Below are 15,119 nucleotides of genomic sequence, written 5' to 3' on the forward strand. Positions count from 1 at the left end.
ATACAACAGCATCGTCCAATGCCGCGGAACCGCCCGTTTTGATGCACATCCACAACCACCGGCTGAAGGCTGGCGGGATCATACATGCGCCACGGCATTTCGGAAACAGGCAAAGCCCCGTTTTTTATGGCGCACAAACAGAAATCAGCGCATCGGAATGATGGCGCTCAAGTTATGCAAATTATGCATAGTGATAATGCGTCAGTTTGAATCGAGCAGTGCGGCAACCGCCTGCGCGCTGCGCCGGGCACGGACTCCGGTGGACACAAACCCCAGCAGGCCAATCGCCAGCGCGGCCACGATCATGCTCCACCACACCGCATGGGTCGCCTGCGGGAAGCTGGCCCACTGCACCGCGCCGGAATGGATGCTCGTCGCCGTCAGCGCGCCTCCCAGCGCAATTCCCAGCAGCGCGCCGACCTGCCGACTGGCGGAAGCGATGGCCGCAGCCACTCCAGCCTGCGTCCGGGGCATCCCGGCAATGGCGGAATTGGTAATGGGCGCGTTGCACAGACCAAAGCCGCATCCACACAGCCCATAGGATACAAGCAGCAGAGGCAGCGGCGTGAGCGCATCCAGCCCGGTCAGCAGCACCGCGCTCGACCCGAATCCAACAGCCGAAAGCAGCAGCGGCAGGCGCGCGCCATAGCGCCCCGTCAGCCGCCCTGAAACCGGGGCGCACAGCATGCTGCCAAAAGCGAATGGCAGGGTGCACAGACCGGCCTGAAGCGCGGGCAGGCCCCGCACATCCTGAAGATAGAGCGTATTGAGGAACAGGAAGGCGCTGAAAATGGCAAAGGCCAGCACGGCGGTCACGATCGCGCCGGAAAACGGCCACGCACGGAAGAACCGCAGGTCGATCAGGGGCGAGGTCGCACGCTGCTCCACGATCAGGAAGCCCGCGATGGACAGCAGCCCGAACCCGAGGAATCCGGAAATGGTAGGCGATGACCAGCCGTAATTATGCGCTTCGATCAGCCCCGACGTCACCATGGCCAGCGCCACGATCGCCAGAAGCTGCCCCGGCGCGTCGATGCTGCGCCCCCTGCTGCCGGAGGATTCGGGTATGAAGCGCAGCGTCAGCCCGATCGCGATCAGCCCGATCGGCACATTGACCCAGAAGACCGCCTGCCAGCCGACCCAGTGTACCAGGATGCCGCCCACAACCGGACCCAGCGCCAGCGCCACGCCGGAAGTCGCCCCCCATATCCCGATGGCCTGCGCCCGGGCACGAGGCTCGACATAGACATTGGTCAGAATCGACAGGGCCACGGGATTGAGCATCGACCCGCCGATTCCCTGCACCGCACGCGCCATGACCAGCATTTCCACACTGCGCGCCAGACCGCACAGCGCGGAGCCGGTACAGAACAGACCTATCCCCAGCAGGAACATCCGCCGCCGCCCGAAGCGGTCCGCAAGCGATCCCACCAGCAGCATGAGGCTGGCGACCATGAGGGTATAGGCGTCCACCACCCATTGCAGGGTGGAAAAACTACCATGCAACTGCGCGCGGATGGAAGGAAGGACGACATTGACGACCGTTACGTCCATCATGACCAGCAGCAGGCTGAGGCAGCAGGTACCCAGCACCACACGCGGATGGACGGCGGAAGAAGTGGTTTTTACCATGAAGGATCGCCCCTGACCGTGCCGGACTGCCCGACAAGGCGGGTACCGTCCAAATTCCAGCCATGACTGGAAGAGTTTTTCATACAGGGCGATATGGAGCGGGCGAAGGGAATCGAACCCTCCTCAGAAGCTTGGAAGGCTACTGCATTACCACTATGCTACGCCCGCTCATAAGGTTGCCCGACCTATACCGTTTCAGCCGCCTGCCTTGCAAGCCCATAAACCACTGGCGGGACGCAAACACATAAAACTTCTCTTTTTCCTTCATGCCCCCTTGACTTTGGACGCGAGTCATACTTTTTTCCGCTTCCTGTGCCGGGTTCGCATGGACGACCCGAAACGGCGCGGCGCAAGCCGCACCACATGTTTCGGGCATTCGCAGGCGGCTTTGCAGGGGTGTAGCTCAATTGGCTAGAGCGCCGGTCTCCAAAACCGGAGGTTGCGGGTTCGAGACCCTCCACCCCTGCCATTCTCCGGTCGGGCATTCCCCTTCCGGCCTGGCACCCGATGGGTCGGGCCACAATGGTCCGCACCGGTTCTAAGGCCCCGCATCGGCTGGAAATTTCCGGTTGGTGCGCCGTGGCGTTGCAGGAAGGGTATTTCGTGTCGGTCGGTCCCGCGAAATTTGTTGAAGACGTCCGTGCCGAAGCCAGAAAGATTACCTGGCCAACGCGGCGCGCCACCCTCATGACAACGGGTGCGGTGCTGGCCATGGCCGGTCTTGCGTCGGTATTCTTCTTCCTCGTCGACGAGGTGATCGGCCTTGGCGTACGGAAACTCTTCGGACTGGGAGGCTGAGTTCAGCCATGGCCAAGCGGTGGTATGTCATCCACGTCTATTCGGGCTTCGAGAAAAAGATAGCCCAGCACATTACGGAACAGGCGGCCCAGAAAGGGCTGGCTGATCATTTTGGTGAAATCCTTGTCCCGTCGGAAGAAGTGACGGAAGTGCGCCGTGGCCAGAAGGTCAATGCGGAGCGCAAGTTCTTCCCCGGTTATGTTCTGGTCAACATGGAACTGACCGACGAGGCATGGCACCTTGTCAAGGATACGCCCAAGGTCACCGGCTTCCTGGGCAGCAAGACCCGTCCTTCCCCCATCCCCAAGGTGGAAGCCGAACGGATCATGAAGCAGGCGCAGGAAGGTGTGGAACGGGTCCGTCCCTCCGTCACCTTCGAAGTGGGCGAGCAGATCCGCGTGGCCGACGGGCCGTTCACGTCCTTTAACGGCACGATCGAGGAAGTCGATGAGGAACGTGGCCGCCTGAAGGTCAGCGTCTCCATCTTCGGTCGCTCCACGCCGGTCGATCTGGAATACAATCAGGTCGAGAAGGTCTGATCCTTCCCATACCCAATTGATTAAAGGCACCTTCGGGTGCCTTTTTTATTGCCTGCCGGTGGTGGACCGGCGCATCCCTGCCCCGGCCCAACAACGACGCGCCTTATCGGGAACGATGCGGCTGCGGGCGGGTATCCGTGGATGGCGCGGGCGGAAGGGACTGCAACCGCTCCGTCGCCATATCCGCCACCTGCCCCGTCAACTGGCTCAGTGCTGCGACCATGGCGCGCGTGCCAGCCCCCGTGGGCGAGGCCGTCAGGGCCAGCGGCACGGACAGGACCTGCGCCGCATCGCCCGCCCGATGCACGGACAGGCTGCCGGTCAGATGGACCAGCCCCGCCGAATCCCTTGCAAACCGGCTGATCTCGACTTCCACAAATGCCTGCGCGGGAACGCTTGTCGCATCGTTCTGGGCAAACACGGTCCGTCCGGGCAGGCGCTGCTGCAGGTCGGCTGCCAGCACATGGCCCACCATGGGCGCCAGCGGTTCGCTCCACGCCGCAGCAGGCAGGGTGGAGAGGGAATAATCATCCTGCACCCCCACGATATTCTGCCGGTCCAGTGACGGCGGAATGCCGGGGGTGCGGACCTCGATCACATCGGGCACCGTTGCGACAGCCATGACCGGCTGCGTGGTGGCGACGGGGGCAAGGGAATACAGCGTCGGATCGGACGACCCGCAACCGCCCAGCGCCAGCAGACCGGCGGTGGTGACCCCCACCGCCATATGATGCCGCGCGGAATGTATGAAATGCCGGATGGGGCGTTGCATGTCTTATCGTCCCGTAATCAGTGCCGAGGGATGGCGGGTCAGGAAGTCGGACAGGAAGCGCAGCGAGCGCGCGGCCTCGTTAAGCTGCAGCATCATCTGCTGCAGGTTGCGATGGAAATCGGTATCGCCGCCATAGCTGGACAGAACCGCATTCGCGTTCTTCAGCGTGCTGTCCATGCCATTGAGCAGTTGCGGCATGTGGGCGCGCGCGTCATGCGATATGGCCTGAAGGTTCTGAAGCGAACCACGCAGCGCCGTCAGCGCCTGTTTCGTATCGGGGCTGTTGATGCGTGCATCGGCATGGGCCAGCAGGTTGTTCAGGTTTTCACCAACCTGCGTCAGCGGCATCGCGGCGATCTTGTCGCTTATGACCGACAGCGAATCCATGATACCGGCCATGCCGCCCGCCTGTCCGGGCAGGACAATGGCGTTGTCTTCCATCGAAATCTGTTCCGGTGACGCATTCTTCACGAAGGTCAGCGCGATTTCGGATTCACCGGTCAGCATGCTGGTGCTCTGCACCGTGGCCCGCAGCCCCGCCGCGACCTGCATGCGCAGCAGTCCGGTCATGGCTTCGGGCGGCACTTCCTGATTATCCAGCACGCGTTCGGGCTGGAGTTCCATGGCCACCCGCACATGCGCCCGGCCCGTGGCGGGATCGACCTGCAGCCGGACATCATCGATCATGCCCACCTGGATACCGAACATGGTCAGTCGCCCGCCCTTGGTCAGGCCGGATACGGAACTGGTCAGATAGGTTACAAGCGGGATGCGTTCGCGATACCCGGCGCTGTTGGCTTCTTCCGCACTGTCATAAAGCTGGAAGACCGGGTCGGCCCCCGGATTGACAGGCAGGGTATTCTTTTCATTGCGCGCATCAGGCGGATCAAAGGCAACACCACCGGACAGCAGCGCCTGAAGCGACTGGAGCTTGACCTTCAGCCCACCCGGACCAAGGCCCACCTGCACGCCCGATACGTTCCAGAACCGCGTATTGGTGCGCAGGTAATGGTCATACGGGGCGCGGATGAAAATCTGCACCCGGATCGGCCCGCGTCCTTCGGGCGGCATGGTGTAGCCCAGCACTTCACCCACCACCACATCACGGAAGAAGATCGGCGCACCCTGCCCCAGTGAACCAAGCGACTGGGTAGTCAGCGTATAGGTATGTCCCGGCTGGTCCGAACGTACCCCCGGCGGCGCTTCAAGCCCGGTGAAATGCGTCGTGTAGCGTCCGCCCGGCTCGCCCGCATCCATGGCGATATAGGCACCGGACATGACGGTCTCCAGCCCGGTGATGCTGGCGCCGTTGATGCGCGGACGCACCACCCAGAACCGGGCGTGATCCGTCAGCATGCGCCCCGCGGCCGAGGTCATGCGCACGCGGACTTCCACATGATGCAGGTCGTCGCTAAGCCGGATGGAATCAACCGTGCCCAGCGGAACCGCCTTGTTCTTCACCTCGGTCTGGCCACTGGTCAGGCCGTCCGCCGTATCGAAGGTTATGACCACCAGCGGCCCGCGCCCCGTAAGCCCGCGCCAGCCCAGATAGCCCGCGATCAGGATAGCGACGATCGGCACCAGCCAGACAACCGAGAAACGGTACCGCCGCGTCCGGGCCTGTGGCGGGGAGGCCTGCTGGTCATTTGAAAGGAAATCGTCGTTCACGCCTGATCTGGCTCCATGCTGACCGGCGCGGGGCCGACCGGGGAAAGGGAAGATGTAGCAGCAGTGCCGTCACGCATTTTTCGCGCGCGCAGCACGGCAGGCGGCAGGCCATCGGTTACGGGACCGTTGCGCCCTGCCGCATCCCACATGATGCGTGGGTCGAAACTCCAGGCCGCCAGCAGGGTCAGCACCACAACGGCGGCGAACGCCACCATCCCGGCATTGGCCGTGACGCTGGCCATCGCGTTGAAACGCACGACGGCGACCAGAATGGAAATCATGAACACGTCGATCATGGACCACCGGCCCACCATGTCGACCAGACGGAACAGCCGCGTGCGGGCGACCAGATGACCCCGCGCACCCCGCCATGTCTGCCCGATCATCCACCCCAGACTGAGGATCTTGAGCATGGGCACGGTGATGGAGGCGAAGAACACCAGCAGCGAAAGCGGGATCATGCCATCCACCCACAGTTCGATCGCCCCTTCGATGATGGTATGCCCGCCACCGCCGCCCATGCGCATGAAAGTCATGACCGGGTACAGGTTGGCGGGAATGTAGAACACGATGGCCGCGATCAGGAAGGCGGTGGTGCGTGTCAGCGTCTGCGGCAGGCGGCGCCAGACCCTGTGTTCGCAGCGTGGACAGATCCCCACGCAGGACAGGTTGGACACCGGATGCGCAAGCTCGCCCACCAGTCCGCAGGCGCTACAGGCCACCAGATGGTCCACCGGTGGCATGGCAATGTCATCAATATGGGTATAATCGACCGCCACCATTCGGTCGCCTTCGGCGCGGGTAAGGGAATCGATCCGGCGGTGCCGCCAGATCATTTCCGTATCCAGCGTCGAATCCGTGGCCGCCATGGTCAGCATCAGCGCACCGATCAGGTACACCGCAGGCCCCACATCGACATGGGCCATGTCCGTCAGCTTGGTATAGGCGACGAAGATGCCAAGGATATACACCTCTACCATCGACCAGGGGCGCAGCTTGTCATACCAGACAAGGATGCGTGGCCCCCAGTCCGGCAACTGCGCGCGCGACCCCGCATACAGAATGGCGAACATGAAGCCGATGGCCACAGCCGGGGCCAGTATGGTCACCGCGCCGACAAGGATGCCCGCTTCCCCCCAGCCTTCGTGCATGAGTTCCATCGGACCGGTCAGCAGGTCGACCGTGCGCTGCCTGCCGTAAACATCCAGCGTCATGAGCGAGGAGGCGAGTGCTGCGAAATAGAAGGCAGCCGAACTGATACAGAACGCCAGCGGGGCGGCCAGCGGGGCCGTGCGCCGCCTGCGCGCCAGTTTCTGCCCGCAGCGCACGCATGACGCCTGCTGCCCCGGTTCCAGGTCGGGTATGCGCTGGTACAGCCCGCAGCCGGGACATTCCGACAGGCCGCCGATAATCCGCACATGGCGGACGGGATTCAACCCGGCATCATCGCAGCGCAACTGCGGGGAGGAGGATGACATGCTCATGCCATCTCTAGCATATAGATCAAATTAAAATGGGGAATGCCGCATTTGAGATATTGCATCATGCCAGACCATCGTTTATCAGACGCCACAGGTTTGCCGACATAGCTCAGGGGTAGAGCAACTGATTCGTAATCAGTAGGCCCTCGGTTCAATTCCGAGTGTCGGCACCACCTACTTTTCCTGGAATGACTGATCCACGCTACTGCCCGCTCTGGCAGGCGCCTTGTGCTGTCATGTCTGCGTGACGCTGAAACTCCCCCTTTCTTTCTCCGCCATGCACGCACCTGTGGATATGAGCCTTTCCACTCCGTAGGCATCCCGGTCGAACGGGCACACCATACCCTGCCTTGCGTTGATGAAGGATTAAGCGGGTCGCCCGGCCCCGGTTCCGCCTATAACCCGCACCATGCCAGAATCAGGCACATCCCCAGTCCCGCGACCCCGATCAGGGTTTCGATAACCGACCACGTCCATACGGTCTGCGTCACACTCAGGCCCAGCGTATCGCGCACCTGCCAGAAGCCGGAATCGTTCATCGGGCCGAACATGACCGCGCCCGCCCCCGTGGCCAGCACCAGCAGTTCAGGCGAGACACCATGGGCATGCGCCATGATCGGCGCGACGATCCCGGCAGTCGTGCTCATGGCCACGGTGGCGGACCCCACAGCCACCCGCATGCCCGCAGCCAGCCCCCATGACAGAAGCAGCAGGGGAACATGCATGTCCACCGCCGCGCGCGCGATCGCATCCGAAATGCCGCTATCCATCAGTTCCGCGCCAAAACCGCCGCCCGCGCCGATCATCAGCAGCAGGCTGGCCAGCGGGCCAAGACATTCATTGGAACAGGCGAGTATCTTTTCCTTCGACAGCCCGCGCCGCAGCCCCAGCGTCCAGAAGGACAGGAGCGCCGCCAGCGCCAGCCCCACATTGGCATCCCCCACGAAACGCAGCGCACTGCCCCAGCCATCCGCCATCGGCCCCATGAACCGCACGGCCGATCCCGCCAGCATCAGCACCATGGGGGCAAGGATGGTAAACAGCGTGATCCCGAAACCCGGCAGCGCGGCCGGGTCGCGCGGCACATCGCGCTCATGCTGTCCCGCAACCGCCGATCCCGCATCGGCAGGCAGGCGGGGCACGATGAAACGGGTGTAAAGCGGCCCCGCGATGATCGCCACCGGCACGCTGACCACCATGCCCAGCCAGATCAGGCGGCCCACATCGGCATGATAGGCCGCAACGGCGAACATGGTGCCGGGATGGGGTGGCATGTAGCCCTGCACCACCGATAGCGCCGCCGTAACCGGCAGGGCGACATGCAGGACGGGCATTTTTGTCTGCCGCGCGATGGAAAAGGCCAGCGGCACCAGAATGACGAAGCCGACGGTAAAGAAGACCGAAAGCCCGACCAGCAGCCCGATCAGCATCATGGCCCAGTCCAGCCGCCTTGCCCCGGCCAGTGACACCACGGTCATGGCAATACGGTCCGCGCCACCTGAAACTTCCAGCATCTTGCCCAGCATGGTGCCCAGCGCGATGACGGAGGCAATCTGGCCAAGCACTTCCCCTGCCCCGCTCTCGAACGATGTCACGACCTTTGTGGCGGGCATGCCCGCGGCAAAACCCAGCAGGACGGACGCGATGAACAGGGACAGGAAAGGGTTGAGCTTGACCCGCTCGATCAGGAAAACAACGACACATATGGCCACAACAGCCAGTAACAGGGCCATTCCGACCGACATCGCTGCTTTTCCCTTTTCCTGCGGCTACCCCTAATGCGCGGCGGGTGTCGCCTGCTGCCAGCCCCCCCCAAGGGCGCGGGCAAGCTGTATGGTCGCCGCCGTGCGGGCATCCTGATTGGCCAGCACGCTGCCCTGCGCATCCAGCGCCTGCACGCGCGCCTGAAGCACATCGCCCAGCGTGCGCTGCCCACCGGCATACAGTCCGGCCATTTCCTGCGCAACCTGCCCCGCCTGCCGCATGGCGCGGGTCAGTTCCACATCGCGGCCATCCAGCGCCAGACGGTTTTCATACCCGTCCTCCACCTCCGCCAGGGCACGCAGGATGGTCTGGTCATACCCGGCCACGGCGGCATCCAGCCGGGCATCGGCGGCATGGATGCGCGCCTGTATGCGGTTGGCGGTGAAAATGGGCAGGTAGGACGTCAGCGCGATCAGGCCACCCGTGCCGGAAATGCCGGGGATGCCATCAAAACGCAGCCGCCCGTCACCGCCAAAAAACTCAAGCCCGAAGCGGGGCAGCAGATCCGTTTTCGCACTTTTCAGCCGGTTCAGCGCGGCATCCACCTGATCGCGGCGCGCACGGATGTCCGGCCTGCGCTCCAGCACGGTATCAGGCATCTGGCCCGCAGGTGGGGCAGGCACGAAAAACGCGGGTGGGGGCGGCAGTTCGGGCAGCCCTTCCGGCGTCTGTCCCGACAGGACAGCCAGCCGCCTGCGCACAAGGTCAAGCTGTGCCACCAGCATGGGGCGGCGCGCGCGCAGGTCCGACAGCCTGCGGTCAATGGCGGTCACATCCGCCGTCGTGGCCTGCCCCGCCGTAAAGCGGGCCTGACCGTAAGCCCGCAACTGCCCCAGCGTGGCGAGAGCCTGATCGGTCAGGGCGATCTGGCGTTGCAGGCCCTGGATCTGCAGGTAGTCATTCGCGGCATCGGCGGCGATGACCATCTGCACGCCGTGGAAATATTCCTCCTGCGCCAGCATCCCCGCCCGGGCGGCTTTTACATCGGCATGACGGCCGCCGAACAGGTCCGGTTCCCACGATGCGCCGATACCGGCCAGATGCCCGTCCGTACCCGGATCATTGGCGGGCAGGTTATCGGGATTGCGCCAGTACATGCCGCCACCCAGCATATCACCCGTCGCCCCCACGGTGGGATACAGCGCGGACCGGGCCACCGTATGCAGCGCCCGGGCTTCACGCACGCGATCACGCGCCATGCGGATGTCCGGGCTGGCGGCGAGCGCCGTCTCGACCGCCTGCGTCAGGCCCGGATCATGCCATGCCTCCCACCAGCGCGTCAGGTCCGTCGCGGGCTGCGCCGTTGCCGGTGCCTGCGTGAACCGTGCCGGTACCGTTACACGCGATGCGGGCGCGCGCGTGTGAAACGGGGAACATCCCGCCACCAGTCCGACCGCCATCGCGATGCCCCCCATACGGGCCAGCCGCGCCAATCTGTTCCCCATCATTCCTGCCTTGCCAACATGGATCTGAAGCGCGCAAGCGCGAATACAAGAAAAACGATACCTGTAATACTGACGGTCAGCAGCGGCAGCATGATCGCGCCCAGCCCGGCCCCCCGGTACAGGATGGCCTGCGACAGGTTGACGAACTGCGTCGTGGGCAGGAAGCGCACCACCACCTGCATGGCGGCGGGCATGCTTTCCACCGGCGTCGCCGCCCCCGACAGCAGGTAAGCCACCGCATAGACCGGCACCACCAGCAGCCCGAACTGCGGCATGGTGGGGGCGACCGTCGCCAGCATGATGCCCAGCGCCGTTGCCGAAAACAGGTACAGGAGCGAACACACCGCAAACAGCAGGATCGAACCCGCAAGCGGCACCCCCAGCCACACATGCACCACCAGCCACAGTGACAGCATGGCGCCGACGAAAATGACCAGACCGTTGGTTACGATCTTGGCGACCGCGATCTCGCTGGCCGTGACCGGCATCACCAGCAGGTGTTCCAGCGTGCCGTGTTCACGCTCGCGGATCACGGCGGCCCCCACCAGTACGATGGACAGGATGGTGATGTTGGTCACGATCTGCATGACGGAGGTGAACCACTTCGATTCACTGTTGGGATTGAAGCGGATGCGGCTCTGCGCCGTGAAAGGCACCTGATCGGCCACGGATGGCGCATGCAGCATGTCCGCCACCGCGTTGAGCAGGATCTCGTTCAGATACGCCGTGCCCAGCCCCGCCTGCGTCATGGCGGTCGCATCCACCCGGATCTGCACGGCGGGCGTGCGACCGGCCAGCACGTCGGCTTCGAACCGTGGGGGAATATCGACCACGAATATGTAATCGCCTTCATCCATGCCCCGCAGCGCCCCGGCGCGGTCCACCATGACCGGCGGCTTGAAATAGGGCGGCAGGATCCTGTCGCGCATGCTGCGTGACAGGGTGGACTGGTCTTCATCAATAAAGGCGACCGTGGCGTTGGAGACTTCAACCTTCACGCCATTGGCCACCAGCAGCACGCCAGCGCTGAAGGCGAACACGATCAGCCCCAGCAGCACGCGGTCATGGACCAGACTGCGCAGTTCCTTGACGCATAACAGACCGACATTGACCAGCCAGCGCATCATCGGCTCAGGCTTCCTGCTTTTTCAGCAGCAGGCGGGCAGCCACCATATAGATGGCCGCGAACCCGCCCAGGGCCAGGTACATGGTCCCGAAACTGCCGGTCCCCAGCCCCTTGGTAAAACAGCCAAGGCTGATCAACTGGTACCACGCCGCCGGAAAACCCAGCCCCACCATCCGGCTTATGCCCGTAAGCGTCGAAGCCGGGTACAGCAGGCCGGAAAAATTGACCGACGGGATCAGGCAGATGATGGACGTGCCGAAAATGGCCGCCACCTGTGAACTGACAAAGGTGGAAATCAGCAGTCCCAGCCCCGTGGCGGACAGCACGAACAGTACACCGCCCACCGTCAGCGCCAGCAGCGACCCCTTGAGCGGCACCCCCATCACCACAACCGCCACGATGACCAGCATGACATAGCTTATGGTCGCAAGCGCCGCATAAGGCGCCTGCTTGCCCATAAGATACTGCCCCACCGACGCGGGGGAGGCATACAGGTTGACGATGGACCCCACTTCCTTCTCGCGCACCACGCCAAGGGCGGTCAGCATGGTGGGAATCAGGATCAGGGCCAGCATGATCACGCCCGGCGTCATGGCATAGATGCTGCGGAATTCCTGATTGTAGGAAAAGCGCGGCTCCACCGTAATCGGCAGGCCCGCCGTGCCGGGCATTTCCCGCCCCAGCGTACCCGCGTAACCCATCAGCACACCGGTCGCATACGCACGCACATTGGCGGCGAGGAACGGCACCGCGCCGTCAATGATCACCCCGATTTCGGGCCTGCGCCCCGCTTCCATGTCACGGGCGAAACCGGCGGGAATATCCAGCGCCATCTGCGCATGGCCGTTACGGATGGTGCGGTCCAGCGTATCGGCATCGGCGACGGGCGGCAGTTCATGGAAATAGGGGGAGCCACGGAAACTGTCGATCAGTTCATGACTGATCGTGGTGCGGTCGTGGTCGCTGACGGTAAAGCCCACCCCTTCCACATCGAAGGAGATGCTTGACGCGGCAACCACCAGCAGGATCAGCGGCCCCACCAGCGCGAACATGAGGCGCAGACGGTCGCGCAGCAGTTCCACTGCCTCACGCCGCGCGAAGGCCCAGGCGCGCGGCAGCCACGCGCCACCCCACTGCCCTGCCAGCGCACTCCATTTCCGTACTGCCGCATGCCACCATCGCGCACGCGCGGATGGAGCCGGTCTGGCCGCCGCCGTGGCGGTTTCCTGCGCGTCCGTTACCGCCTCCGCATCCTGCAGATAGGCGATGAAGGCGGTTTCAAGATCCGGCGCACTGCGCTTTTTCACCAGTTCGGCAGGCGTGCCCACCGCAAGGACATGGCCACGATGCATGAGCGATATCCGGTCGCATCGCGCCGCTTCGTTCATGAAATGGGTGGATACGAAAATGGTCACGTGATCCTGCCGTGACAGGCGGATCAGGTGCCGCCAGAACATGTCACGCGCAGCGGGGTCCACGCCGGATGTCGGTTCATCCAGAATCAGGATTTCGGGATTGTTGATGCACGCGGCGGCAAGCTGCAGGCGCTGGCGGATACCCAGCGGCAGGGATGCGGGGCTGACATCGGCACAGCCACGCAATTCGAACGAATCAAGCGATTCCTCGACCCGGCTTACGGCCTGTGCCGGTGGAATGCGGTACAGCCGCGCCTGAAGCATGAGGTTCTGGCGCACGGTCAGTTCTTCATAAAGCGAGAACGCCTGCGACATGTACCCAATGCGCATGCGGGTTTTCATGTCGCCCGCCGTGATCTGTTCGCCGAACAGTTCCGCCGTGCCGCTGGTGACATCCAGCAGTCCGGTCAGCATCTTCATGGTGGTGGACTTGCCGCACCCGTTGGAGCCGAGGAAGCCGAAAATCTCGCCCCGGCTGATGGTAAAGCTGACATCGCTCACCGCCGTAAAACTGCCAAAGCGGCGGGTCAGGTGTTCGGCCTCGATCGCGGGGGGACCGCCGGGATCGACATAGGGCGGAATGACAAAGCCGCTTGCCTGCTGGCGCTTGCCTTCAGGCAGAAGGGAGATATACGCCGCCTCCACCGATCCGGTGCCGGTGCGCGCCAGCACGTTGGGGGTGCGGTCACTGATCAGGACGCGGCCTTCATCCATCGCCACCAGCCATGAAAACCGCTCCGCTTCCTCCATATACGCCGTGGAGACGATGACCGTCATGGACGGGCGTTCCGCGCGCAACTGGTCAACCAGCGTCCAGAACTGCTGGCGTGAGAGGGGGTCAACGCCAGTTGTCGGTTCATCGAGGATCAGCAGGTCCGGGTCATGCACCAGCGCGCAGCACAGGCTGACCTTCTGTTTCATGCCACCCGAAAGATGCCCCGCCGCGCGATCGGGGAACGGGGCAAGGCCGGTAGCGTCCAGCAGGCGCTGGATACGCGCATCGCGCGCCTGCGCGTCCATGCCGAACAGGCGGGCGAAAAAGTCGATGTTTTCCCACACTGACAGGGTCGGATACAGGTTGCGCCCCAGCCCCTGTGGCATGAAGGCAACCCGTGGCAGGAAGGCTTCACGCGCGCGCCGCACGGCCATGTCCGCCCCCAGCACCGCAAGCCTGCCGGACTGGAGGCGCCGCACGCCCGCAATCAGCCCCAGAAGGGTGGACTTGCCCACGCCATCCGGCCCCACAAGGCCGATGGTCGTGCCGCCGGGCAGGTCAAGCGTCACATCATCCAGCGCGCGGACCGGACCATAGCGGTGGGTCACGCCGGTAATGGCGATGCCTGTCGGGTCCTGCGCGCCTTCCACGCTCATTGCGCCGCGTCAGCCACATCAAGGCCCGCGGGCCAGTGCATTGCGGAATCGGTGCGGACGTAGCCATCACCCGTCATGCCCGCCTTGAGCATGGTGCCATACCGCTGCGCCACGGCGGGGGCGACGCGCAGCTTGATACGGTAGACGAGCTTGTCACGCTCGGTCGCGGTCTCGACATATTTGGGGGTGAACTGCGCCTCTGGCGAGACAAAGGAAATGGTGGCGGGGATCACCTGCCCATGCAGGGCGTCAAGGGCAATGCGCGCCTCATCGCCCACATGCAGCCGTCCCGCCTCCCGCGATGGGCAGAATATGGTCAGGTACATATCCGTGGGGTCCAGCAGCGAGGCCACCCGCCCCCCACCGGGCAGGACCGCGCCCTTTTCCACGATACGGTATTCGATCCGTCCGGCCACGGGCGCATGAATGGTCATGTCATCCACCGCCACCGCCGCTTCCGCCACCTGCGCGCGGGCGGCTTCCACCATGGCCTTCGCCGCATCCACCGCCCCACCGGCCGCATCGGCAGCGGCGGTTGCGGTGTCCAGACCCGTCTGACGCTGGGACAGTTCCATGTCCGACACCAGATGCTGGCGGAACATGGTGCGCGCATGGTCCAGATCCATCTGCGCCAGATGGCGCGCCGCCTGCCGCGCATCACGTTCCGCGCCCGCACGGGCCACATCGGCCAGGGCCGCGTTCAGGTGGGCGCGGGCAGCGTCGAGGCGGGCGCGGGCGCTGGCGTCATCCTCACGCGCAAGAACCTGCCCGGCAGTGACGGTATCGCCTTCGTTAAAATCCAGTTCGGTGATGCGGCCGGGATATTTTACCGCCACATCAATGCGGGCCAGCTCCAGCCGCCCGTTGGCGCGCGCAAGCCCCGGTGGCAGTTCGCCGCGGTGCTGGACCACGTACCACCCGGCCCCGCCAGCCGCGACCAGTACGGCCAGTCCCGCACCGATCGCCCCATCACGCCACTTCATCCCAACAGCCTTTCCTTCGCATGCGATCCGGCACCCCTAACATGAAACGATACCGCATCGTATCTTTAATTTGCCCCATAAACCGGGACGCTGACCCACACGCCCCATTTCACGGCAAACCTGCC

The 15,119-nt window shown here is 64.0% G+C and carries 11 protein-coding genes and 3 tRNA genes; 4 read left to right on the forward strand and 10 right to left on the reverse strand.

Features of this window, described 5'->3' with window-relative positions; genetic code table 11:
* Positions 1-201 precede the first annotated feature (201 nt).
* Positions 202-1,632, reverse strand: coding sequence for an MFS transporter (locus KSAC_RS08340; protein ID WP_102325425.1), 1,431 nt, complete (start codon positions 1,630-1,632; stop codon positions 202-204).
* Between the two features lie 94 nt (positions 1,633-1,726).
* Positions 1,727-1,800 (reverse strand) — tRNA-Gly (locus KSAC_RS08345).
* Positions 1,801-2,024: 224 nt separating this feature from the next.
* On the opposite strand from KSAC_RS08345, the gene KSAC_RS08350 reads away from it, so the two are divergent.
* From KSAC_RS08350 to nusG, 3 genes are all read left to right on the forward strand, one after another.
* Positions 2,025-2,101, forward strand: a tRNA-Trp gene (locus KSAC_RS08350).
* A 134-nt stretch (positions 2,102-2,235) separates the two neighbouring features.
* Entirely contained in the window at positions 2,236-2,430 is a 195-nt protein-coding gene (gene secE, locus KSAC_RS08355; protein WP_174234146.1) for a preprotein translocase subunit SecE, read from the forward strand.
* A gap of 8 nt (positions 2,431-2,438) precedes the next feature.
* Positions 2,439-2,969, forward strand: coding sequence for a transcription termination/antitermination protein NusG (gene nusG, locus KSAC_RS08360; RefSeq protein ID WP_102325424.1), 531 nt, complete (start codon positions 2,439-2,441; stop codon positions 2,967-2,969).
* A gap of 103 nt (positions 2,970-3,072) precedes the next feature.
* Here nusG and KSAC_RS08365 read toward each other — a convergent pair whose 3' ends face one another.
* Genes KSAC_RS08365 through KSAC_RS08375 form a run of 3 tightly spaced genes read right to left on the reverse strand, consistent with a single transcriptional unit; the run spans position 3,073 to position 6,893 of the window.
* Complete coding sequence (locus KSAC_RS08365) at positions 3,073-3,741, reverse strand: PqiC family protein (RefSeq protein ID WP_132305074.1); 669 nt, start codon at positions 3,739-3,741, stop codon at positions 3,073-3,075.
* Positions 3,742-3,744: 3 nt separating this feature from the next.
* Positions 3,745-5,409, reverse strand: coding sequence for a PqiB family protein (locus KSAC_RS08370; protein ID WP_102325422.1), 1,665 nt, complete (start codon positions 5,407-5,409; stop codon positions 3,745-3,747).
* Positions 5,406-6,893: a paraquat-inducible protein A gene (locus KSAC_RS08375; RefSeq protein WP_132305076.1), complete on the reverse strand. Its 1,488-nt coding sequence runs from the start codon at positions 6,891-6,893 to the stop codon at positions 5,406-5,408. The genes KSAC_RS08370 and KSAC_RS08375 overlap by 4 nt, the downstream gene beginning before the upstream one ends.
* Before the next feature lie 95 nt (positions 6,894-6,988).
* Here KSAC_RS08375 and KSAC_RS08380 point away from each other — a divergent pair.
* Positions 6,989-7,063: transfer RNA gene (locus KSAC_RS08380), tRNA-Thr, on the forward strand.
* Positions 7,064-7,285: 222 nt separating this feature from the next.
* Here the strand turns inward: KSAC_RS08380 and KSAC_RS08385 are convergent.
* The 5 genes from KSAC_RS08385 to KSAC_RS08405 are packed head-to-tail and all read right to left on the reverse strand — an operon-like array spanning position 7,286 to position 14,994.
* Positions 7,286-8,635, reverse strand: a complete 1,350-nt coding sequence (locus KSAC_RS08385; RefSeq protein ID WP_110547305.1) for a GntT/GntP/DsdX family permease — start codon at positions 8,633-8,635, stop codon at positions 7,286-7,288.
* 30 nt (positions 8,636-8,665) lie between these two features.
* A complete protein-coding gene (locus tag KSAC_RS08390) occupies positions 8,666-10,099 on the reverse strand; it encodes a TolC family protein (RefSeq protein WP_132306182.1) in 1,434 nt (477 codons plus the stop codon).
* Positions 10,099-11,226, reverse strand: a complete 1,128-nt coding sequence (locus KSAC_RS08395; protein ID WP_132305078.1) for an ABC transporter permease — start codon at positions 11,224-11,226, stop codon at positions 10,099-10,101. The genes KSAC_RS08390 and KSAC_RS08395 overlap by 1 nt, the downstream gene beginning before the upstream one ends.
* Positions 11,227-11,230: 4 nt before the next feature.
* Complete coding sequence (gene rbbA, locus KSAC_RS08400) at positions 11,231-14,011, reverse strand: ribosome-associated ATPase/putative transporter RbbA (RefSeq protein WP_102325417.1); 2,781 nt, start codon at positions 14,009-14,011, stop codon at positions 11,231-11,233.
* Complete coding sequence (locus tag KSAC_RS08405) at positions 14,008-14,994, reverse strand: HlyD family secretion protein (protein ID WP_132305080.1); 987 nt, start codon at positions 14,992-14,994, stop codon at positions 14,008-14,010. The genes rbbA and KSAC_RS08405 overlap by 4 nt, the downstream gene beginning before the upstream one ends.
* Between the last annotated feature and the right edge of the window lie 125 nt (positions 14,995-15,119).

Origin of the sequence: Komagataeibacter saccharivorans, from assembly GCF_004348195.1 — a bacterium.
Lineage (GTDB): Bacteria > Pseudomonadota > Alphaproteobacteria > Acetobacterales > Acetobacteraceae > Komagataeibacter > Komagataeibacter saccharivorans.

Bases quoted from the DNA above. Each gene is read 5' to 3' on its own strand.
- KSAC_RS08340 (WP_102325425.1), bottom strand. From the start codon at position 1,632: ATGGTAAAAACCACTTCTTCCGCCGTCCATCCGCGTGTGGTGCTGGGT.
- KSAC_RS08405 (WP_132305080.1), bottom strand. From the start codon at position 14,994: ATGAAGTGGCGTGATGGGGCGATCGGTGCGGGACTGGCCGTACTGGTC.
- KSAC_RS08390 (WP_132306182.1), bottom strand. From the start codon at position 10,099: ATGGGGAACAGATTGGCGCGGCTGGCCCGTATGGGGGGCATCGCGATG.
- KSAC_RS08385 (WP_110547305.1), bottom strand. From the start codon at position 8,635: ATGTCGGTCGGAATGGCCCTGTTACTGGCTGTTGTGGCCATATGTGTC.
- nusG (WP_102325424.1), top strand. From the start codon at position 2,439: ATGGCCAAGCGGTGGTATGTCATCCACGTCTATTCGGGCTTCGAGAAA.
- KSAC_RS08365 (WP_132305074.1), bottom strand. From the start codon at position 3,741: ATGCAACGCCCCATCCGGCATTTCATACATTCCGCGCGGCATCATATG.
- rbbA (WP_102325417.1), bottom strand. From the start codon at position 14,011: ATGAGCGTGGAAGGCGCGCAGGACCCGACAGGCATCGCCATTACCGGC.
- KSAC_RS08395 (WP_132305078.1), bottom strand. From the start codon at position 11,226: ATGATGCGCTGGCTGGTCAATGTCGGTCTGTTATGCGTCAAGGAACTG.
- KSAC_RS08375 (WP_132305076.1), bottom strand. From the start codon at position 6,893: ATGAGCATGTCATCCTCCTCCCCGCAGTTGCGCTGCGATGATGCCGGG.